At 40.6% G+C, this 21,260-nt stretch carries 19 protein-coding genes and 1 riboswitch; of the genes, 5 read left to right on the top strand and 14 right to left on the bottom strand.

Annotation, left to right across the window (positions count from 1 at the left end):
• Positions 1–2: 2 nt before the first annotated feature.
• From DFP80_RS08170 to DFP80_RS08155, 4 genes are all read right to left on the bottom strand, one after another.
• Positions 3–1,076, bottom strand: coding sequence for an ABC transporter ATP-binding protein (locus DFP80_RS08170; RefSeq protein ID WP_113916306.1), 1,074 nt, complete (start codon positions 1,074–1,076; stop codon positions 3–5).
• Entirely contained in the window at positions 1,073–3,298 is a 2,226-nt protein-coding gene (locus tag DFP80_RS08165) for an ABC transporter permease (RefSeq protein ID WP_241560231.1), read from the bottom strand. Before DFP80_RS08165 ends, DFP80_RS08170 begins: the two co-directional genes overlap by 4 nt.
• Positions 3,299–3,381: 83 nt before the next feature.
• Positions 3,382–4,413: an ABC transporter substrate-binding protein gene (locus tag DFP80_RS08160; RefSeq protein WP_113916305.1), complete on the bottom strand. Its 1,032-nt coding sequence runs from the start codon at positions 4,411–4,413 to the stop codon at positions 3,382–3,384.
• Between the two features lie 176 nt (positions 4,414–4,589).
• Positions 4,590–5,624, bottom strand: coding sequence for a LacI family DNA-binding transcriptional regulator (locus DFP80_RS08155; protein WP_113916304.1), 1,035 nt, complete (start codon positions 5,622–5,624; stop codon positions 4,590–4,592).
• Between the two features lie 236 nt (positions 5,625–5,860).
• On the opposite strand from DFP80_RS08155, the gene DFP80_RS08150 reads away from it, so the two are divergent.
• The 3 genes from DFP80_RS08150 to DFP80_RS08140 all read left to right on the top strand — a co-directional run bounded on the left by DFP80_RS08150 (position 5,861) and on the right by DFP80_RS08140 (position 8,834).
• Entirely contained in the window at positions 5,861–7,849 is a 1,989-nt protein-coding gene (locus DFP80_RS08150) for a methyl-accepting chemotaxis protein (RefSeq protein WP_113916303.1), read from the top strand.
• Between the two features lie 95 nt (positions 7,850–7,944).
• Complete coding sequence (locus tag DFP80_RS08145) at positions 7,945–8,127, top strand: DUF1272 domain-containing protein (protein ID WP_241560232.1); 183 nt, start codon at positions 7,945–7,947, stop codon at positions 8,125–8,127.
• Positions 8,128–8,363: 236 nt separating this feature from the next.
• Positions 8,364–8,834 carry a hypothetical protein gene (locus tag DFP80_RS08140; protein ID WP_113916302.1) on the top strand — a complete coding sequence of 157 codons (471 nt, stop codon included), beginning with the start codon at positions 8,364–8,366 and terminating at the stop codon, positions 8,832–8,834.
• A gap of 340 nt (positions 8,835–9,174) precedes the next feature.
• Here the strand turns inward: DFP80_RS08140 and DFP80_RS08135 are convergent, their stop codons facing one another.
• Both DFP80_RS08135 and rarD read right to left on the bottom strand, forming a co-directional pair.
• Positions 9,175–9,981: an ATP-grasp domain-containing protein gene (locus DFP80_RS08135; protein WP_113916301.1), complete on the bottom strand. Its 807-nt coding sequence runs from the start codon at positions 9,979–9,981 to the stop codon at positions 9,175–9,177.
• Between the two features lie 163 nt (positions 9,982–10,144).
• Positions 10,145–11,059, bottom strand: a complete 915-nt coding sequence (gene rarD, locus DFP80_RS08130) for an EamA family transporter RarD (RefSeq protein WP_113916300.1) — start codon at positions 11,057–11,059, stop codon at positions 10,145–10,147.
• A gap of 173 nt (positions 11,060–11,232) precedes the next feature.
• A riboswitch (FMN riboswitch) is annotated at positions 11,233–11,416 on the top strand.
• A 119-nt stretch (positions 11,417–11,535) separates the two neighbouring features.
• Here rarD and DFP80_RS08125 point away from each other — a divergent pair.
• A complete protein-coding gene (locus tag DFP80_RS08125; RefSeq protein WP_113916299.1) occupies positions 11,536–12,462 on the top strand; it encodes a DMT family transporter in 927 nt (308 codons plus the stop codon).
• 89 nt (positions 12,463–12,551) lie between these two features.
• On the opposite strand, the gene DFP80_RS08120 is transcribed toward DFP80_RS08125, so the two are convergent.
• The 7 genes from DFP80_RS08120 to DFP80_RS08090 form a co-directional block, all read right to left on the bottom strand.
• Positions 12,552–13,706 carry a hypothetical protein gene (locus tag DFP80_RS08120; RefSeq protein WP_113916298.1) on the bottom strand — a complete coding sequence of 385 codons (1,155 nt, stop codon included), beginning with the start codon at positions 13,704–13,706 and terminating at the stop codon, positions 12,552–12,554.
• 1 nt (position 13,707) lies between these two features.
• The gene (locus DFP80_RS08115) at positions 13,708–15,021 is read right to left on the bottom strand and encodes a hypothetical protein (protein WP_113916297.1); all 1,314 of its coding nucleotides are present in this window, start codon (positions 15,019–15,021) and stop codon (positions 13,708–13,710) included.
• Between the two features lie 7 nt (positions 15,022–15,028).
• Positions 15,029–16,108, bottom strand: coding sequence for an OmpA family protein (locus DFP80_RS08110; RefSeq protein WP_113916296.1), 1,080 nt, complete (start codon positions 16,106–16,108; stop codon positions 15,029–15,031).
• Between the two features lie 89 nt (positions 16,109–16,197).
• Positions 16,198–16,821: a hypothetical protein gene (locus DFP80_RS08105; RefSeq protein ID WP_147243843.1), complete on the bottom strand. Its 624-nt coding sequence runs from the start codon at positions 16,819–16,821 to the stop codon at positions 16,198–16,200.
• A gap of 136 nt (positions 16,822–16,957) precedes the next feature.
• Positions 16,958–17,545, bottom strand: coding sequence for a hypothetical protein (locus tag DFP80_RS08100; protein WP_113916294.1), 588 nt, complete (start codon positions 17,543–17,545; stop codon positions 16,958–16,960).
• Between the two features lie 9 nt (positions 17,546–17,554).
• Positions 17,555–17,902: a zinc ribbon domain-containing protein gene (locus DFP80_RS08095; RefSeq protein WP_113916293.1), complete on the bottom strand. Its 348-nt coding sequence runs from the start codon at positions 17,900–17,902 to the stop codon at positions 17,555–17,557.
• A gap of 73 nt (positions 17,903–17,975) precedes the next feature.
• Positions 17,976–18,749, bottom strand: a complete 774-nt coding sequence (locus DFP80_RS08090; RefSeq protein ID WP_158601355.1) for a complement resistance protein TraT — start codon at positions 18,747–18,749, stop codon at positions 17,976–17,978.
• 376 nt (positions 18,750–19,125) lie between these two features.
• On the opposite strand from DFP80_RS08090, the gene DFP80_RS08085 reads away from it, so the two are divergent.
• Positions 19,126–19,869, top strand: coding sequence for an autoinducer binding domain-containing protein (locus DFP80_RS08085; protein ID WP_113916291.1), 744 nt, complete (start codon positions 19,126–19,128; stop codon positions 19,867–19,869).
• Here the strand turns inward: DFP80_RS08085 and DFP80_RS08080 are convergent.
• A complete protein-coding gene (locus DFP80_RS08080; protein WP_113916290.1) occupies positions 19,864–21,135 on the bottom strand; it encodes a class I SAM-dependent methyltransferase in 1,272 nt (423 codons plus the stop codon). The genes DFP80_RS08085 and DFP80_RS08080 overlap by 6 nt on opposite strands.
• Between the last annotated feature and the right edge of the window lie 125 nt (positions 21,136–21,260).

Below are 21,260 nucleotides of genomic sequence, written 5' to 3'. Positions count from 1 at the left end.
CTCTAAGCCGTCTTAACTAATGCAAGACCGCGATTTGAAAACGCAATAGACACATCGGAACCGACGGGAATTGCTTGCTCTACACGATAGTCGACAACAAATAAGCTACCCACTTCGGAGTCAACGTCGTATTGCATTTGGTTGCCTAAATAAGTGGCCCGTTTAATGGTGCCAGTGAGCCCTGTTGACGCCTGAGATCGGATGGACAAACGCACAGAACTTGGGTGTACCGCCAATTGCACGCGTCCTTTCGTAAACTCACGCTGGGGCAATGAACAACGAAGCGCTCCGACCGCTACCTCCGCTGTTTCACCATCCGTTGCAATGATGTCCGCGTCGACCAAATTCGCGTCACCGATAAAATCAGCAATGAAGTTCGACGCAGGCGCTTCGTAGAGTTCACGTGGACTGCCTTCTTGAGCGATCACCGAACGATTCATCACGATAATACGATCTGAGACGGCCAAGGCTTCCTCTTGATCGTGCGTCACATAGACGGCTGTTAAGCCAATTTTCTGTTGGAGTTCTCGAATTTCTTCTCGAACGTGACGGCGTAACTTGGCATCGAGGTTGGATAAGGGTTCGTCTAGCAACAGCACCTCAGGCTCTAAAACCAAAGCTCGAGCCACCGCCACTCGTTGTTGTTGACCACCGGATAACTCACTGGGGTAGCGCTGTCCATATTCGGCTAATCCAACCAGATCTAAGCCTTCTTCGCTTTTTTCTTTGGCTTCGATTTTATGAACCCCACTGGCATTTAGGCCATAGGCGACGTTTTCAGCCACCGTCATATGAGGAAATAAGGCATAGGATTGGAACACCATGCTGACGTCTCTGTCCGTTGCGGGAAGGTGTGTCACGTCTTTATTGCCAATCATAATGCGTCCGGAAGTCGGGTGTTCTAAACCTGCTAGCATTCGCAAAGTCGTGGTTTTGCCACAGCCACTTGGTCCTAATAAAGTCACTAGGTTACCTGGCTCTATGGTGAACGAGACGTTATCAATGGCGGTAACATTGCCAAAGGTTTTAATGACGTTTTCAAAGCTCACTGAGCCAGATTTGTAATGGAGACTCATGCGTGTTTCTCCTTAAAAGAGGGACTTGAAGTAGTGGGTGTATGAGAGATGGACTCTGTGCGTCTTAGGCGGCGTTTTCCTACTGACAAATTAATGCCAATGATGGTGACGAGCATGACTAAAATCAGCACGCTACAGTAGGCGATGGCAATGCCATATTCCCCGTTTTCAACCAAACCTATGATGTAAGAGGTCGCCATGTTGTGATCGGCGCTGACAAGGAAGATCACTGCGCTGACAGACGTAATGGCACGCACAAAGCTGTAAACCAAAGCGGCGATAATCGCAGGTCGAAGCAAGGGCAGAATCACGCGTCGAAAGGTCATTAGGCTGTTTGCGCCTAAGGTCAATGATGCTTCATCTAAGCTTTTATCCAGCTGACTCATGGCGGCAATGCCACCGCGTACACCCACTGGCATATTGCGGAAAACAAAGCAGATAATCAGAATCACACCGGTACCCGTTAGTTCTAATGGTGGTACGTTAAACGCTAGGATGTAGCTGATACCAATAACGGTACCGGGAATGGCGAAGCTCAACATGGTGCCGAACTCAAATGTACTTTTCCATTTGAACTGCTGTCGGACCAATAAGTAAGCCGTAAGCAAACCAACGATGGCCGTAAATGGCGCTGCTAGCGCTGAAATGCTTAGTGTGGTCCACAGAGAATCCCATGCGGCACCTTCCCAAATCACCCCAAATTCCCCCCAACCGATCGAAAAGGCATCTTGATAATGTTGCAGGGTAAAGCTGTTATCGTAGCCCCAGTTTTGTACAAAACCACCGAACATGATCATGCCGTAGATGACGATGGTTAATGCCGCCCAAGGCAAAGCGGTCATGTAGCAAGCCAGTTTCATGCCGTGGTTTACACCCATATAAGCACCCGAATCCGCTTTGCCTGTGACCGTGGTATAGGACTTTTTGCCAATCCAGTGACGCTGAAGGAAAAATGCACTCAACGTAAAGAAGAGCAGAAGAATGGCCAAAACGGCCGCGTAACCTTGATCATTCTGAGCACCGACGATGGCAAAAAATATCTCGGTCGACAGGACATCGAAGTCGCCACCCAATACCATAGGGTTGCCAAAATCAGCCAAACTTTCAATGAAGGCCAGTAAGAATGCGTTGGCTAAACCGGGGCGCATTAATGGCAGTGAAACATTCACAAAGGTACGCCAGCGATCAGCTCGAAGAGTTTGAGAAGCTTCTTCCATGGAAGGACTGACGCCTTCGACTACGCCGATTAATACCAAAAAGGAAATCGGTGTAAACGACAGGACTTGCGCCAGCAATACACCAGGCATGCCGTAAAGCCAGCGGCCTGGTTCGATGCTGAACACATCGGCAAAGAATTGTGTGACCACACCAGAACGGCCGAATAATAAGATCAGCGCCAAACCAATCACAAAGGGTGGTGTGATAATAGGTAACACGGTTAGCAGGCGTAAGGACCTTTTCCAGCGAAAACCGGTGCGCGTCACGACTAAGGCGAAGGACAAACCGAGCAATGTGGTGATAGTGGCGGTCATAATGGCTAAGGCCAGTGAATTCCAAGCGGTACCACAGGTATAACCACTGCTAAGGCAGGACAGCGACCAAATGTTATCGCTAAAAAATTTCCCCAAAAACGCCGTTGGTGCAAACGCGCCGTCGTTATCCATAAAGGCGCTGATCAGTACTTGGCTCACTGGAAAGAATACAAATACGCCAACTAAAGCAACGATCAAACCTATGCTGCCAGTGACAAAGACGTCGCCCTTTAAAAAGCCTCTTGCGGCCAACCCTGTGGTCAAGAGAATTAAAAAAGACAGGCCACACAGCATGGCGCCGTAGCCGAAACCATATTGCTGCTGCTCCAATTCACCAAACAGAGAGTCTAATCCGGCAAACTGCCAACCAGTGACGCCAATGGCGAAACCTTGGCCCATCATATAGATCAGCCCAAATGCACCAGAATAGATTAAATAACGACTGTATCTAGGGTCGTTTTTCGTTAGTGACATCAAGCGTAAAGGAGCAAGTAAAGGCAAGGCTATTGGCAGTAACCAAAGCTTATCACCAAGTAGACCTTGCAGTATGGCAGGCGCGTAATATAGGTCAGTTGGATAGCCGTCCGTTAACCAAACAAAGGACCAAAAACCGTCTTCAAGCAGATACCACGGCATCAGTAAAAAACCGACCCAGCCGAGCAATAGCCACGGAATAAAAGAGTGTTTCACGATCGATACTCCAAATAGGAACGTGAGTATCTGTTGAGGTTTGGCCTCAACAGATCTCAGTCAAAACAAGTTTGTCGGTATGATTAACGTGGTAGAGACTTGATCTCATTATCCCAACGTTGCAACAAATGTTGGCGAGTGTCCGCCGCTCCGTATTTAGCAAAATCGTAATCGATCAGTTTTAGCGTATCGAAGTCAGGCGCACCCGGTGGTGTCGTTGCTGACTGGTTGGATGGTACTTGGTAAGCATTGGCTTTTGCTGCCATCGTCTGTATGTCTGGGCGTAAAGCAAATTCCGCCCACACTTTGGCTTCTCTTAAGTGGCGAGCGCCTTTGACGATACTCATGGATCCCACTTCATAGCCGGTGCCTTCGCACGGCGCGACAGCTTTGACTGGGTAGCCTTTTTTCACCTGTTTTACGATGTCGTGAATAAAGGTAATACCGATGGCTGTCTCACCATTGGAAGCCGCTTTAATTGGTGCAGAACCAGATTTTGTGTATTGATTGATGTTCTTATGCAGTTGCGCAAGGAAGTCGAACGCTGTGTCTTCCCCCATCATTTGTACAAACGTGGCGAGTGCGGTGTAAGACGTACCAGACGAATTTGGGTTGGCGACTTGTACTTCGCCCTTGTACATTGGTTTGGTGAGATCTTTCCAGCATTGAGGTGCGGGCAGACCTTTGGATTTTAGGATGTCTTCATTGTAGCCAAAACCCAGCGCGCCAGCGTACACACCGACCGTACGGTAGCCGGATACTTTTGCTTGATTTTGTGCCCAATCTCGAAGGCTAGAAAGGGCTTTTGGCTTGTATACTTGAGTGAGCTTTTCGGCTGCCGCCTGAAGGTGTGGATCACCTGTGCCGCCCCACCAAATGTCGATTTTTGGGTTTTTGGCTTCCGCACGTAGTTGTGCATAAGCCTCGCCCGAGCTCTTACGAATAAGAGAGACATCAATACCTGTTTCGGCTTCAAAACTTGTTTCCATCAAACTACACCAATCGGTATCGGTGGAACAAAGAACATTTAGCTTGCCTTTTGCCATAGCGGGGGCCGCGCCTAGGGTGGCTGCGGTCGCGATAGCAAGGCTAAGGATATAGGGAGAGTTTTTCATTTTTATATTGCCTCCTGATGTTTTTAAGAGTTGTGCATACGTATGAACAACAACATAAGCATACTAGGCAAATCTCTATAACGAAAGGCAAATTTCAAAAAAAATTATATGTGAAATAAAAATTCTATTGAGTTCAATAGGTAACGTATTTCGGTCAGTATAAATGGAGTGCTTTTCTATTCAATATTAGTTCGTTGTGGCTTAGCCAAAGTAGAACGATAGACGAGCTCCACAGGAATAGCTTGCTTACTGGGCGCCGAGGTTGGGGATTGTAATCTGTTTAATAGAGTTTCTACCGAGGCTCTTGCAATTTCGCTTGATGATTGTCTAATGGTCGTTAAATCATAGGCTCTAAAGCTGGCGAGGGCAATGTCATCACAGCCAATGACTCCAATAGCGCTCATCTCGTTGGGGGAGACTAGTCTCTTAGCTGAGTCTAGAAAGCCACATGCTATATGATCCATGCAGAAAAAAATGCCATCCGGTTTGTGTTGCGAGGTTAAAATCTTGTCTGCAATTTGATAACCACTGTCATAGTTTCCGGCATCACACAAAACTTCGGTGGCGTTCACTTTATCTCCACTTAGGAAGGGGGCTAAATAATTTAGGAAACCTTTAACACGCATTACACTACTAAAGCTGGGCTTTTTAGAGCGTACGACGACAAGGTTCGTTTTACCTGATTCTATAAAGGCTTTTGCAGCCATTTCACCGGCGCCTTCATTATCTAAATTAACAATGTCAGCTTCATCGGAATGTTCTGTACGATTTACCAATACCACGGGAATACCGTGTCTTATAAAGGCCTTTCCGATATTCTCACTGGGCGTTCCTGAGGTGATGATGACGCCGCTTAACTGATATTGAATCAGCCCATGTAGCTCTTCGTCTATGGTTTCTCTATCAGACACGTCCATGACCATAGGTCGCAGTCCACAGTTTTGAACTTCAATAATGAGCTTGTGCAAAAACTCAGAGCGAAAAGGGTCTTCTAATCCGGCTGTGACAAGGCCGACAAGATCGCTGCGCTTCTTAATCATGGTTTGCGCGGCTTTATTTATTTGGTAGCCAAGTTGTTCTGCCGCTTCAAAGACACGCTGACGAGTCGCCACGGAAATTCGACTATTAGGATCGAAACTACGTGATACGGTAGATTGAGATACGCCGGCTAGGGCTGCGACATCCGCAGATGTGGCTGTGTGCTTATTCATGAGGTTGCTCTGATCAAATAGTTTTAAGGATGTTTTTGTCGTCTCGGATAGATCATGACAAATAAAAAAAATATATTCATCCTGTTTTAGAAAATATAAACATACTCTTTATAATAATGATTCTTTTTCCACTATTTTGTATCTTTATTTTACAAATCAATACACATTATAAAGTTATTTTTTAAATTTAATCCTCTATTTTAATAAAGGTATTACTCTATGTTAAAAGGGTTCAGATGATGGTCAGCTTCTCAAAGAAATTATATTTAGGCTTTTCGGTTGTTATGGTTCTATTAGTGATAGTTGGCTCCACGGCCTATTTCGCTTTAACGAAGGCTTCGGATGGCTTTGGTGATTATCGTTCTTTGGCACGAGCAACGAATGCTGTAGGTAGAGTACAGGCTAATATGTTGATGGCTCGTATGAAGGAAAAAGATTTTATTCTTTCGGGTAGTTCAGAAGACAAAGAGGCATTTGATCTCTATTGGAATAATACCCAGCAGTTTTTGAGTAATGCGACAACGGATATTAAGAAACCTGAAGAAATCGAGGTAATTAAAGAGCTTGGATTTTCGTTAGATAATTATCTTGATGGTGTTGAAAGTGTTGTCATTTTAAAGAAAAAAAGAAATGAGTTGGTTGATGATATATTGAATGTTTATGGTCCGGATATTGAGAAAAACCTGACTAAAATACTCGTTTCTGCTAAAAATGATGGTGATGTTTCTGCGGCTTATAACGCGTCTTTATCTACTAGAAGTTTGCTGCTTGCTCGCTTGTATGCGCTGAAGTTTTTAGAAACTAATAGCTTGGCTGAAGTAGATCGCGTCAAAAAAGAATTTTCTGATTTAGATAACCAACTTATTGTTTTAGAAGAGGAGCTTCAAAATCCAGCTCGTAAGGCGTTACTGGAAGACGTCATTCACGATGTTGCTATTTATGAAAAGGCATTTTCTGATGTCGTTAACGTCATTTTTGATCGGAACACCATTATAGAAGGCTCTTTAAACCCACTGGGTGATTCGGTAAGTAAGGCCACAGAAGACTTAAAGTTATCCATTAAAAGCGCTCAGGATCAACTTGGCCCAGAGTTAGAAGAAAGTAATTTCAAAGCGGTTTATATTATTGAAGCCATTGTCGTGGTTGCCATTTTGCTCGGCGCTACTATTGCGTGGCTCATTACACGTTCGACGATGCTCCAATTAGGTGGCGATCCTTCGTTGGTGACTCACGTTGTTAGACGTGTATCAGAAGGCGATTTAGAGGTCCAATTGCCCAATAATAATGAGCGAGAGGACAGCTTGTATGCGGCTATTCGTAGTATGGTTGATAGCTTAAAAGCGAAAGCTATATTGGCGCAAAAAATTGCCGATGGAGATTTGTCCGCCAAGGTGGTGTTGGCTTCGGACAAAGATAGCCTAGGTCAGGCGTTACAAGATATGGTGAAAAATCTGAACACTATTTTGACGGACATTCAAAATGCAGGAGATCAAATTGCTTCTGGTAGTTCCCAGGTGTCTAGTTTTAGTCATTCACTGGCAGAAGGTGCGACACAGCAGAAAGATCACTTACAAACAATTTCTGCCGCATTAGAGCAACTTTCCGTTCAAACTAGTAAAAATGCAGAAAGTGCGAAAGAGGCCAACTCATTAGCAGCGATGGCTCAGCAGGCGGTTATTAAGGGTCAAGCTGATATGCAAGATATGGTGATTGCGATGAAGGATATTAAAGAAGCAGGATTAACTATTTCAGGCTTTATTAAAACGATCGATGAAATCGCTGAGCAAACCAATTTATTAGCTTTAAATGCCGCGATTGAAGCCGCCAGAGCCGGTGAACAAGGACGAGGCTTTGCAGTGGTTGCTGATGAAGTGCGAGGTTTGGCGTCAAGGAGCACCGCCGCTGCTACTGAAACCGCGAAATTAATACAGTTATCTTCGTCAAAAACTGAGAATGGTGTATCTATCGCTGAGAGTACGGCGAAATCGCTACAGACAGTTTTCGATGGCATCAGCCAAACGACTGATGTGGTGGCGAAAATTGCTACGGCGACCAGCGAGCAGTCTCTCGCTGTTAATGAGGTGGCGCGTGCCATTGTTTCTGTTGGCGATGTTGTTGAGCAGAATGCCGCAGGGTCGGTTGAAGGGGCGGCTGCAGCCGAAGAGTTGAGTGGGCAAAGTGCCGCGATGAAGCAAACTATGGCACGTTTTACCTTGGCGAGCTGAGCATATAGCCACTAATATCTTAGGTTTTTGTAGTGCAGCCTATGGATCTTTGTTAGATTGAAATCTGTTTTTTTTTGATCCATCTAAAGTGAGGTATGCTAGCGCTAAGACCTAATTGCGAGTGTTGTGATAAAGATTTCCTTCCATCTGCTGAAGACGCCATGATCAGCAGCTTTGAATGTATTTTTTGTTTCGTCTACGCAGAGACCGTCCTTCATGGCTGTGGCGGTACTTTTTGCCCCAAGACCTATTCGTCCAGTGAACAAACTGGCGAATAACCCCCCTTCTACTGAATGTATAATTTCTGAATGTAAAATCTAATAACGGCGGCTTCATATTGAAGGTGTCTCGCTATTTTTGTACTTAAGTTGTTTAAAACACCAAAGTATTGTTGATAATTATTTACAATATGTTTTTGCTTAAACAACCCTTGGTGCTATTTTATGCAAATGGTGTAGCGTTGTCAGCTGAGTATTCGAATCGCTTTACAGCAATAATAAAAAGGAGACGGACTATGAAGGTATGTAAAAATCTCATTTTTATCATCAGTTCACTTTGTTCGGCTACATTGTTTGCCGCGAACCCTTCGATTAATGAACTTAACTCTTGCCTCGCGTTGGTGGAATTTGTTGATTCTAAATTAGATAATTTCACCGATAATTATGATGCAGAAGATATGACAATAGTACACGGCGGCCTATCTGCCTATAAAGATTTTCTCCAAATTGATGTAATTACTCCAAAATTATTAAATCTGTATGGCGGCAATGAATCTCAAGCCACACTTATGCAGCGATTGTTTGATCGGCAAAGAGCGACGTTTTTTAGGCATCTTAATGAGCGTTATTCAGAGAAAAAACTGTTTACGGAATACGCCGCAGCTATCAATGATTGTACTGCCAAAACTCGTATTAGACCTGACGCCGCTAAGCGATTACACGCCGCACTTGATAAAATGATCATTATGGCAAGGCAAAACCAGTAAGTACCTTTCCCTTAAATTAAGCATGTCTAGATACGATAAAAGTAGCTGCCGCGAGCGATTGGATTACAACTGTTTTTAAAACCAACTTCTTTTTTGTTATAAAGTATCCTAACCAGTAAGCGACTTACCTGATTACGGCAAACACCCCATTGAATATTCGCGCTGTACGGAGCCTCCAATTCCCACATCAAGAGCAGCAATAGTGGTTTTGCATTGTTCTATAGTAGCTATGCTATATGATGCAAGAATGACAAAACTCTTCTGTGAGCAAGTTTGGGTAGTACTTTATACATTAGCCTTGCTAAGACGTGTAGGCACCTTAGCAAGGAGATATATTGGATCAAAAACCGCTGGGTTGATCGATTAACATAGCGGTTGTTAATAAATGTTGCTCATTGAGGTAGTTAAGCAGCTCATCATTTACATCTTGTTGGATGTTCGGCAAGCCTTGATTACCAAAAATTCGATTTATCTCAATCACATAAGGTACAGAGCCAACCATGGCAATATCAAACCCTGCGTGGTTGATGTCCAATGATTCCGCCAAATAAGTGACTAGATCTTGAGCTTCTTTTGGAATCAGAGCGGCTTCTACTTGTCCACCTTGGCTGATGTTATTGTGGAAGCCGTTGTCTGATTGTAAGCGCCAATATCCACTAACGATTTTATTACCGATCCAAATAACGCGCATGTCTCTGTCTATTGGCAAATACTCTTGTACATACAGCACGTCAGTTTGAGCAATATAGTCTCTCCACTGACCTATTGTTTCTATGAGAAATACGCCATGGCCCATACTACTACGCGGAATTTTAGCGACAAATGGTGATGGCATTTCATCCCAAATCTTTTCCGCTTCAAAAGGTGTGTTTGCAGAAATAAGGGTATAAGGATGATGTTGTGGAGTAATCGTACGGAAGGTTCGCGTCATTTCGATTTTGTCGTGACCGATCATGTATGAAGAAAGGCTTGGAAAAATACGCTTCTTCAGCCCAAAAACCAAAGCAGTTAGCTGCCAGTACTGTGGAAATAGTAGCCAATCAGCCTCCTTAATTTCCTCTAGATGGTCGTACATAGACTCTGGTTTTATGTAGCGAACATGAGGTAAGTGTAAGGTTCTTAGTGCATCAAAAGAGATAATTTTCATTTCATATAGTCAATAGCCAAACATGCCGCGATTGTGAGGCCAGATGGCTAAAAAAGAAACAAAAAAAGAGCAACTTTTTCAATATTTAAACATGGTGAAAACCGCGTATATTTTTTAAATATCGTAAGCGTTGCTCTTTATTAGGGCCACTTTATAAAAAAGGTCAGCTGGTGCTGTTGTTGGTAAGCGGCTTAGCTACTTTGGCCTTTCGCATTCGGCGAATGGAATCCACAATTAGCATGGCAAGTGCCGACCAGATCAGCACAAAAGTGGTGAACTTTTCTGAGCTTAGCGGCTCGTCGTATAAAAAAACCGCCAGAAAAAACATGCCAGTTGGTCCGATATATTGAAAGAAGCCAAGCGTCACCATACTTACTCGGTTCGCTGCGGCTGCGAAGCACATTAGTGGCACCATGGTGATTGGTCCAGACGCAAATAACAGCCAGTTTACCGTGCTGGTATTATCAAACATATTGGCACTTGGTGAGTCACTGAGCATTAAATAGATGAGAGCGAAAGGTAATAAAATAGCGGTTTCGATGGCCATACCAGTGAAACTATCGACGGCCACTTTTTTACGGACCAGCCCATAAAACCCAAACGTTACAGCGAGAGACAAGGCGACCCAAGGCAATGAACCAAATTGAATGACCTCAAAAACAACTGCGCAGAAACATAAAAACACCGCAGCCTTACGCACTATATCTAACTTCTCTTTGAAGAAGATTACGCCTAATAAAATACTAATAAGTGGGTTGATGTAATAACCCAAGCTGGCACTGAGCATCTTGTTGTTTTGTACTGCCCAAATAAAGGTTCCCCAATTCACTGCAATCAGCACGGTTGAAACCAGCATGGCTAATAATGTTTTGGGAGATCGCAAGACCCTTGTTAAAGCGTCGGTGTAGCGCAGTAGTACAATTAATATAAGAACGAGTAGGCATGACCAAATAACGCGGTAGGCAAGAATTTCCTGTGCAGGGACAAACGACATTTCTTTAAAATAGATTGGCGCAATAGCCCACAAGGTAAAGGCTGTTAAGGCGTAAAAAATCCCGCTTTTAGAAGAAGTCTGCATTGGAGTTATCCCACTCAATGAATTATTTTTTGGATAAAGAGTGTATACGAATGCGTGACACGTGGTCACACTTTTTATTGTATTAGAAATAGACTATTTCATTCATCGACATAGAGAACTTATTGCCTAAGTCAGGTGATGGAGTTAAAGTTAGGCAGTAATTTTTTACATTAATCGAACTTCGGGGCGGGGCGAAATTCCCCACCGGCGGTGATTTTCTTGGTTTTATAATCCAATGAAACAGCCCGCGAGCGCCTTGTTTCTTTGCCTTAATAAGTGTCTTTTAAGCAGCAAGGGTCAGCAGATCTGGTGAGACTCCAGAGCCGACGGTCATAGTCCGGATGATAGAAGATCGACCAAGTCTTAGTTGCGCCTAATTTCTTTAGGCGTTTCTGTGCTGTGCTTTTTTATGTGCAGCGCTTGGTACTATTCGTTCTCATCACCCCTGTGCATCTTATTATTTGGAGAAACCAAAGATGGCAGGAACATTCTTTATCATGATCGCGTGCTTTACGTGGGCGCTTGATACTTTAATTCGTTATCCCTTGTTGGGAGCGGGTTATTCCACTCTGCAAATTGTCTTAATCGAACACCTTACTTTGGTGTTGTTCGTCAGTCCTATGCTGTGGCGCTACCGCCATGTCTATCGTCATATGTCGATAAGCGGCTTTTCGTGTTTGTTTTTTATTGGCGGCATCGGCTCTGCTATGGGCACCTTGGCATTTACCGAAGCCTTTCACTACCTCAATCCTACTGTGGTTATCTTGCTGCAAAAGCTGCAACCCATTGTGGCGATCCTGTTGGCTTATTGGTTGTTGAAAGAACGTATTGAAGGACAGTTTGTCCGCTGGGCAGCGGTGATTTTACTGGGCAGTTTTGTGATGATGTGGCCGGATCTTCGCCAATTGGGCGATGCACAATGGCACTATTCAAGCGATACTACCAGCATCATGAAAGGTTATGGCTACACGCTCATCGCCGTGATCGCATGGGGCGCAGCAACCGTTTGTGGTAAATATTTATCACATCAACATATGCCTGCTAATGCCATTATGTCGGGGCGTTTTGTCGCGGGTTTATTGGTGTTATTACCCATGGCGTTAGCGCAGTCTGATAGCTTGGTAGCGATGAAGTCGATTGATCTCAGCCTCGCGATCGCAATGGCCTTGTTGAGTGGTTTTATCGGCATGTGGTTCTATTACCAAGGGTTAAAAACCGTGCCTGCGCAACTTGCCACCTTGGCCGAGTTGTCTTTCCCTGTCTTTGCTGCTGCGATCAATTGGCTTTTCCTCGACATGGGCTTAACCGGCTACCAAATTATCGGCGGCTTGATGCTAATTTTCGGTAACATCGGCTTGAGGATGAAAGAGCTTAGAAAGGCTGAATTGGCTGCAGTGGCCTAGTAGCTCTAACACTATTAGTTTTTTCTTCAAATGGTCTGGAAGTTCAACTGCCAGACCATTTATTACTGTTCTGTTATTTTATACTAGGATTAAATTCTAGATAGGCTAATAGGATGCTGGTAAGGGTTACCTTGGCTATCAATGACAGACTCGTCTTTACCACCAACATGGCCTTTTAAGTTTTCCAATGTTCCTTCAATGCGTAGAACATCTTTTTTTCTAAAGGCGTCAAGATTTGGTGAAGCTAATACCTCTGCATCAATAGTACAGTTTTGCCCACTACATTTTACTTCACCTGAGACTGGGAGGTACATATCAGCTATTTCTAACCAACCGTGTCGAATTTTTCCATCGTCACCAATAATCATTCTAAAAGCTGAAGCTCCTTTAATGCCGGAGACTTGAACATAACCTTTAAATTTGTAAAAGCCCCAAGCTAAAGTGTCTTCCTCAACAGCTAATTGAGCCCCATATTGCTCAACATAAGCTCCTGATAACAGAAGAAACTGGCTCCAGAAATCACGAATATTTTCATTGATCTTAGTTTCGTTATTCGTGTAGTTAATGCCGTAAATTTGAAAACTAGAATAATTTAAGAACATTGGATAGCGCTTAGCTACCGATTTTGCTGTATCTAATGGATTAAATGATTCAAGTGTAAAAAGATCACTATTTTCTATCATATCTGAGAAAATAATTACTCTGCTGAATACATCATCCACATCTAAACGTTTTGAGTCGTAATAGATTGCTTCAATTAGCTTTTTGCGTGGAAATGAAGAGGCTGAAAAGGATGGTGCTGTTTCATGCCGAGTTTTTTGTAAGGGATAGCTTAAGGCTTTAACTATTTGTTTATTAAAGAATTTTTGATCATTGGATAGATTATCAGCTACTCCGCCTGTAAATAAACTTCCAAATCCTTCATTTTCTTTTAATTTTTTCAATCGTTCTGCCGTAAAAGATGGATAGCATGTTTCCCATATTAGTTCGACAGTAGATCCTCCGTTATTAATATTTACAAACTGGATTTTTTCGCCTGGACGATACTTTACTTTATTAAGAATGTCTTTGTACCAATTTGGATCTTTAGAGGCAATGATGTTTTGGTCTAAATAGATAACCGTCTGTCTATCTCCTGGATTAATTTCACAATATTTATCTAAGTTTGTCGTTCTTAAAAGGCCGTCCGCCATTACTATAGAAGGTAATGTTATCAACGCGGAAATTAATAATTTTTTGAACATATTAAATCACCTCCAAAGAGAGTGTATGACGAACAAAATTGCTATCTACAGAAATCGATTTAGTCTTAAATTCGTCAACGGATAATGCATCAGGACCGATTTTCACATCAAACATTGACTTAGTATTAAATTCAGTAATTAACATTGAGTGATGCTTTTCTAACATATTATTTATCGACGTTGAGGCTTGCTTTATAAGGCTTGCCTCTTTTGCTACTAATCGGTCAAGTAGGTTGGATATATCTTTTATATCTGTTTGATGACTAGCAAGAGAGTTTGTTATTTTTTTAAGCTGTTCTTCAAAACTTTCTCCTATCCTCTCAATTTCTTCTTGTAACCCTTTGTCTGCTTTATAAAATTTCACTTTTGCGTGTTCATAATGCTTAAAGGCCTCTTGATAGTCTGGTCGAGGATCATGAATAAAATATGAAATAGCAACACCAACAATCCATACTAGTATATTTAATAAAACAAACTGTATTAAAACACCTATAATTGATTCTGTTTTTTCATCTATTCCTGCTAAGCTGATGCCACCCGACTCAATAACGTTGGCAGCCAATATGTCATATCTATTATAGGTTACTACTATAAGAGAAATAATTAATAGCAAAGAAAAAAAAGATTGCTTTATTATGATTTGTCGTTTTTCTTCTTTCTTTCTATGTTTAGCAAAAAGAGATAATCTCTGTTTTAATAACCCACCATGAAAATGAGATGCTAAAGCAATTGAAAGTGCAATTAATACTGTGGCACCAAAAGCTATGCCTGGAGGATACTTTGTGCTGAAAGTAGAGTAGTTTACGAACCACTCAATAAAGCCAATAAGAGCTATTCCTATTATGTATAGCCAGATTCGGCTTGTAATAGGAGGCTTCCCACCTAGCTCTGCGCGCATATCCTCATAGCGTCTTTTAGTACCATCAAAATTTGCTTTTAAATCAGCGTAGTTATTGTTGCGCATATACGAGTCTTTCGCTTTTGACTTCGTATCTTCCATTTCTTCAGTTAGTTTACGCTTTTTTATATCTAGTTCTGAGTTCGACTGTTTAGCAATGATACCTTTAGCCTTAAGTACTATATCATTACGCTGATTTGCCCAGCGCCCGAGTTTATCTTTAATACTTCCAATGGCAGCCTCTTCAATCCTATGTGTACGATAATATTTATCTGTATGTAGCACTTTTGATGAATTGACTTCGCTTATGTCTTCATCTACAAGGTGTGAGATATGAGACTTGTCATGATGTCTCGTTGCTTCATCAACAGGAGACTCATTAATAAGTTTCTCTATTGATCGCTTTAATTCTTCCATAAAAACCTCAGTCTTTGATTATATATTTTTTAGGGATGTGAAAGCCCGCTCGTTTTTGTATTGCTAACCTAAGAACAGGTCTTATATCAATTTCAATTAGAAGGTTTTGTCGTAATTCACCCATCTCGATTAGATTTCGTTCATCATTTAAACTTAATGGTTTAGTATTTAAAAAATCAGGATTCTCTCTAAGTGATTCATCAAGTTGAATTAAGTTATTTAGTTCAGGAGAATGGATTGCAAGCGAATACGGGTTCTTGATGTTCATTTCTGTATTGGCACCCACTTTTCGGACATCAAAGATATTGAGTATTTTTCTTTGGCAGCGTTCATTAGGAGGACATTTTAGCTGTCGAAGGTAAGATTGAATGAGTGCTCGACTATCTGCAGAGATCACTTCCACTCTGCGATTCTGTTGCTTTCCTTCATTGGTACTATTCGATACTTTAGGTAAATATTCACCAGCCGGAACAATGCTTAATTTTGATCCATCAACGTCATTATCAATTAGAATAGAGGCGACAGAACGTGCGCGCCTTGCACTCAATCCATAGTTATACGATGCACTTCCATCACTATCTGTGTGGCCAATAATATAAAGATACTTTCCAAAAGCTGCAGAGCCATATAGTCTAGAAAAGTTACCCAATAAACTCTGATCTGAGTTTCTAACGCTGCTTTTTCTATAATCGAACATTAATGCATTTGAAAAATCAGCTACATAAATAGAGTTGTTTTTACCAAAACTGTATCTAATAAATTCAAGATTTTTGTCTATAAAAGATACTGTTTTATTAATAACTTCAGAGTCCAATTGATCTTTAGAAATAGCTGTACTTTCTGTGAATGCAAAATTTACAGCGGTGCTACCAGACTCTTTTTCGTAAAACCCTAATTTTTCTGCTGTAGACTCATCTTTTACTGAAAGGTGAGTTTCTGTTTTTTGGGGAGGTGCAACTTCTTCAATAGGTATTACAGAAGCAGGAGTTGTATGGTTTTTTGAGGCGCATGCAGACACTAAAATAGTTAATACGCTAAGATATATAATTTTTTTCAAGTGATTATCCATATCTTGACAACGCCACATTTAGGCGTTTCCTATCAAACTAGAAATGTAAAGATATCGTAAAAATAATATACTAACAAGAGTGTAAGGTCATGATTATAAAATTCAATTTACTTATTCAAAATAAGTATCCTAGAGCGACTCTTTGAAAATCCCCCTGCTTCTTCTTGGCTGGCTTGTTTAGAAATATCTGTAGCTTTAGGTAGGATCAAAAAATAGGTATAAGGTTTTTTGTTGATCTTGTCTCCACGAAAACCATTGGCATTAAGTTGGTAGGTTTGTAAGTCAATACTCAGAACAAGGCTTTGCCTACCCGCTAGTCTGCCAAAAAATGTACCTAACTCGTGTACGCTACCAAAAGCGGAGTCGAGGCTTCTCTCATTTGTGCTTTTTAGATAGGCATGGAAGTTGATATTGTTGCTTTGGTCGTCAATGAAGCTCTCTATTCGATTACTAGTAAATTGTCCTGATACAAAGGGCATGGCCTCTTTTTGATTCGAGGATCCATTTAGGCAGCCTGTTGATTCAGGTAAGTCGTGTCTAAACCGGTATTCTGCACAGCCAAACTGTTTTACCACATTGCCAAGAGCTTGAGTGAAGCCATCGGAAGCCAGTTTATTTTGCAAATAACTGTCACCATACACAGAGCTTGGAAATAGATACTGGCTTAGTTCTTTAAGCCTGTAGGTATCGCTTAGTGGGATTGCGTCAGCTCTTTCGATAGCTCTAGACACATTATTAGCTCGCGCGGAAACAGACTCCCCGGATGGCCATATAATGGCGTTGGAGAACCTGGGGTAATTTCCTGCGTGATAATTGCTAGAGTTTCCTACAGAAGAAAATAAAAAAATAGGAATGATAAAGATGATTTTATTCATGTTTTTTTAACTTGGATAGATAAAAGAATAGGAAGCCAATAAATATAATATCTATAGATGCCCATAGAACGCTATTAAATATATAACTATAATAATTTATATTGTTCCAATAAAAGTCAGGATTTTCTAATTTTGATTTCAATGCTATGCCGTTGATTGTTAATCTTATTAATAAAAATGAGGCCGATAATATGATGATTGTTTTTGTTTTAGTCACAAATCCAGGTCTAATTCTAGATAAAGATAAAATTATATAGAATGATGCTATTATCAATGGAGTGATTAGATAAATTGATTTCGCAACATTTTTTTTGGGGTTGTCTATTATTTGTTGAGATAAATTATTAGCTGCCATTAAGAGATCATTTATTTCAAATGAAAACATTAAAATACAAGAAAAAATAAATAAAGGAATGTTTTTTCTAAATTTAAGGAAGGAGAAGAAAAAAAATGATAGAGCGGCTGCTTTAATGTACAAAGAGCTCCAGTAGAGTTGATGATTTTCTTTAATATCGATTGTGAGTTCTATTGTGGCGATTAATAATAATAGAAAGATACATATTTTCAGATAAATTTTCATTTTCATTACCTATAAATCAATATCTGTAGATGAATCTATTTTTTTAGATAATTTATTTTCTTTGATTTTCATTTCATTTGTCACTGTATTATTTAAATCAGACTGACAGTGTTTACATATTTTTGCTTCTGATTTTACAAGTTCCGCACAGTTTGGGCATTTCCTCATGCCACCCGTTTCTATCGCTTTAGATTCAACTATCTCATTGTTTTTGGGAACGACCAGCGCAATGATTAGTCCAATTACAGGTGATAGGACTAATGCCAGTAAGAAAAACAAAAAACCAGATCGGCCTTTTGTACTTGCGAGAAGGCCGACTAAAATAGCAAATGCAATCCACAGAATAACTACAAACATAATAATTTCTCTAATTTTTAAGTTAAGTAGGCTTCAATATTAAAAACTCGAAACCTACTTTGAGATGGGACTATTAAAGTAGCATTTCAGACAAACTGTAAGCAGTTTTGTCTTGTACAGCTGGAATTGCTTCTTCAATTTTTAGATTCATTTGATTGGCAGTGGTGACGATACGAGTTTCGTATGTGATCCATTTATAGTTTTCACCACGTTCAACAGAGCTCTTGGCTACGGTTAAGTTAGCTGCGTTTTGACCGCTCATACCTTTTGCGCTGATACTCTTTTTCGAATTTTCGATGGAATCACCTTCCAGAGGTCTTTCTCGTAGCTCAACATCCATTATGAAGGTGTAATAAACGTCTTCAACAAAGGCATCAGCTAAAAAGCCTCCTACCGCTGTCAGTGCACCAGCTTTTAGAGCGTCAGAATTTGACCCGCCTGTAATAGCCGTAAGTCCTCCGCCAATAAGTGCGCCTTCGGCTGCACCTTTGTAGCCGCTTGAAAGTGATCTGCTTACTTCGTCCGCTGTCATTTTGCTGGCTGAAAGAATGGTTGCATTTAGCATTAGATTTGCTTTTGTAGGATCTTCGGTGACGGTGAAACCTTCGGTTTGAAGATGAGCCACAATTTTTTTCTGCATATCTTTACGCATTTGGTTGCCGCTAACGTCTCGAACTCTTGCATATACTATGCGTTTTGAAGGAGAGACTGGCTCTAAAACAATGGAATGGCTCAGACGAGTTTCAACGGATAAGTCTTGCTTTTTGGCCATGGTGTTTACGGCAGAACAACCGACTAATGTATACAACACCGCAGAAATTATGCCAATTTTAAGAGTGCTATTCATTTCTATATATTCCTTCTTATTTATGAATTTGATATAAAGCATATTCACATACAAAAAAACTCTCTTAACTGATTGGTAGCTATGAGTTATTCCTACAATATGCCTGTTGGCTAAGCAATGAGCATTTTCCAGATATTGAATATATTTTCTTATTCTGACAATGTAGGAAATTACTCTTTCTTTACATTTGGAGCGTATTTTTTGATGTGTAGATGGATACGGGATTGGTAAGAAAAGTTGTTTTATAGGTATATGTCACTCTATTTCCCAAAGATAAGCTAACTGCTGAAGTCTTTCAGATTGAAGATTGATCTATACCCGAAATTTATTTAGGTCAAGATAAAGCGAATTTTTAGATCATTTTGAGAAGATAAATATGGATGTGAGTAAGACAAGTTTTGCCAGTTGCTTTAGTGATAGTTTTGAGAATCTGACCGATGAAATTGAAAAAATCGGTTTTGATGCTGTCCTTTATTCGTTCTACCCAAGACCAATGTATTTGAATTCTGCAGTTCAACCTGTGTTGCACTTTTCTGAAGGCTTCTCTTCATTTGTTCAGTATTATATCAAGAATGATTACGGTAATAGAGATTTCGTCTTGAGGTTGGCTAGTCAAGGCAGAAGGACACCTATTGATTGGTGGGAAGAGATAAGTTTGGGGAACGTAACGAGAGAAGAAAAAAATGTAACGGTAGATGCGAAAGAAAAATTTGGTATTTCTAACGGTTTATCTGTACCCATATTTTATGGGAAGTTTGCGATAGCAGGAATTTCAGTAATTACAAAAAAAACTGAAAGTCAATATTTTAAAGACTTAAAAGTATCATCTATGGTTGATCTGGAGAGGTTATCTAGGTCTTATCACTATAAAGTGATGGAATCTAAAGAAGATCTTCGTTTTTTTATTGCTCCACTGTTAGAGACATTTACGGCAAAAAAAATAATGGTGCTCAAACACCTGTTAAACGGAGAAGCCTTAACAGAGATCGAGCACCATTATCCTATAAGCCGTCGCTACGCGGAAAAACTTTTACTTAACATTAGAGAAGAGTTCGGGGGCATATCAACAAATGAACTGATGTATATGCTTGGAACTATTAATATAGATGAATATCTATAGTGAGGTTTTTAACTCTAAACATGAAACACCTCCAAGAAAAAAGTTGCTATGTGCGGAAATTATAGAGAAGCCCGCCTTTCTTACTTGCTTAATTAACTCGTCTAGAGTTGGGTATTTCGCCTTTTCAGCAATATCAAAATTAAACGAGAGGAATTTATCTAAGTATGGGTGTCCGAAAGAATCCCTTATAACTAATCGAGTTAGCTTTTCTTTGTCAAATTCATTATTTGGAGTGACTAGAAAAAATATTCCATTTTCAGAAAGCATGCCTTTTATATGGTTTAAGCATAGTTCTTTGTTATGCCAGCAATAATAACTAAGAGTAGAAACGATAGTGTCGTACTTTCCTTCAATTTTTTCTATATTGGATATAATGAGATTGGCTTGCTTATAGGCTAATCTATCTTTAAGTTCTGTGGCTAGTTCAATCATTCCTTTACTAACATCAATCCCAGTATAGCTAAGCGAATGAGGGTTTTCTTGAATGAAACCCATTATTCGACCTGTTCCACAGCCTAGATCTAAGATATGACCCTTTACCTTAGATGCTATGTCACTATAAACTTCATGTTGCACGGACGTGCATACCCCTAAATGATAGGTGCTGTACTGATCCCACATTTTTTTACGAAACTTGTGATCTATGGATCGATTGGCAAGTTTGTAGAATTTATCCTGAGGGGCCTTAATATCCCACTCAACTAAACATAGTGTCGCTTTTTCTTTGTCCCAGCTAAGTCCCATTTCTTCTGATAATATTTTTACTTCCATAATTTTTTGATGGGATGAGTAGTTATTTTTCTTCATAACGATAAGAATAGCATCCACATTTAAAATATGAGCGACATCGTAGACTACCTTGTAGAGCAAAGGTAATTGTGTACTCTGATGTTCCAAAATGAGTAGTCGACCTAACTCTGCAAATACTTTCCCTGTTTTCCTCATCTGATGTACTGATTCTGGTAAAAATTCTTCTTCAGGGAAACCTCGTTGAGAATCTAACAATAAACGGACGGTCGCCGTTATACTGCCATTTGAATCCATGCTGTAAAACACATACCCCGATGTATCTAAACCATCATCATGGAAGGCTTTTACTTCATCTCTGTCATCCTGATAGAAATTTTTTCTAAGGTTAATAATAGCCTGAATTTCCTCTTGTGTTTGTGCTAAGTGAATACCGCTTGGTAATTGACTGAGTATTTTTTCTTCAACTGATTTAATGGTGTTCTCTTGGGCTTGTAGCATGTTTGTAACTTGAGTCATTTAATTCTCCGAGCTCTATGTAAAGGAGAATGTATCTTTTTTGATAGAAAGCAGTTTTGCAGTTGGTCAGAAGTGTGAGTGGAAGGTGAGAAGAGTGTAATTATTTAAATAATCACTTTAAAATC

This window comes from Marinomonas rhizomae (assembly GCF_003315485.1).
Lineage (GTDB): Bacteria > Pseudomonadota > Gammaproteobacteria > Pseudomonadales > Marinomonadaceae > Marinomonas > Marinomonas rhizomae.
Note: the sequence above shows the minus strand (reverse complement) of the source record. Positions and strands in the feature narration are given on the sequence as shown.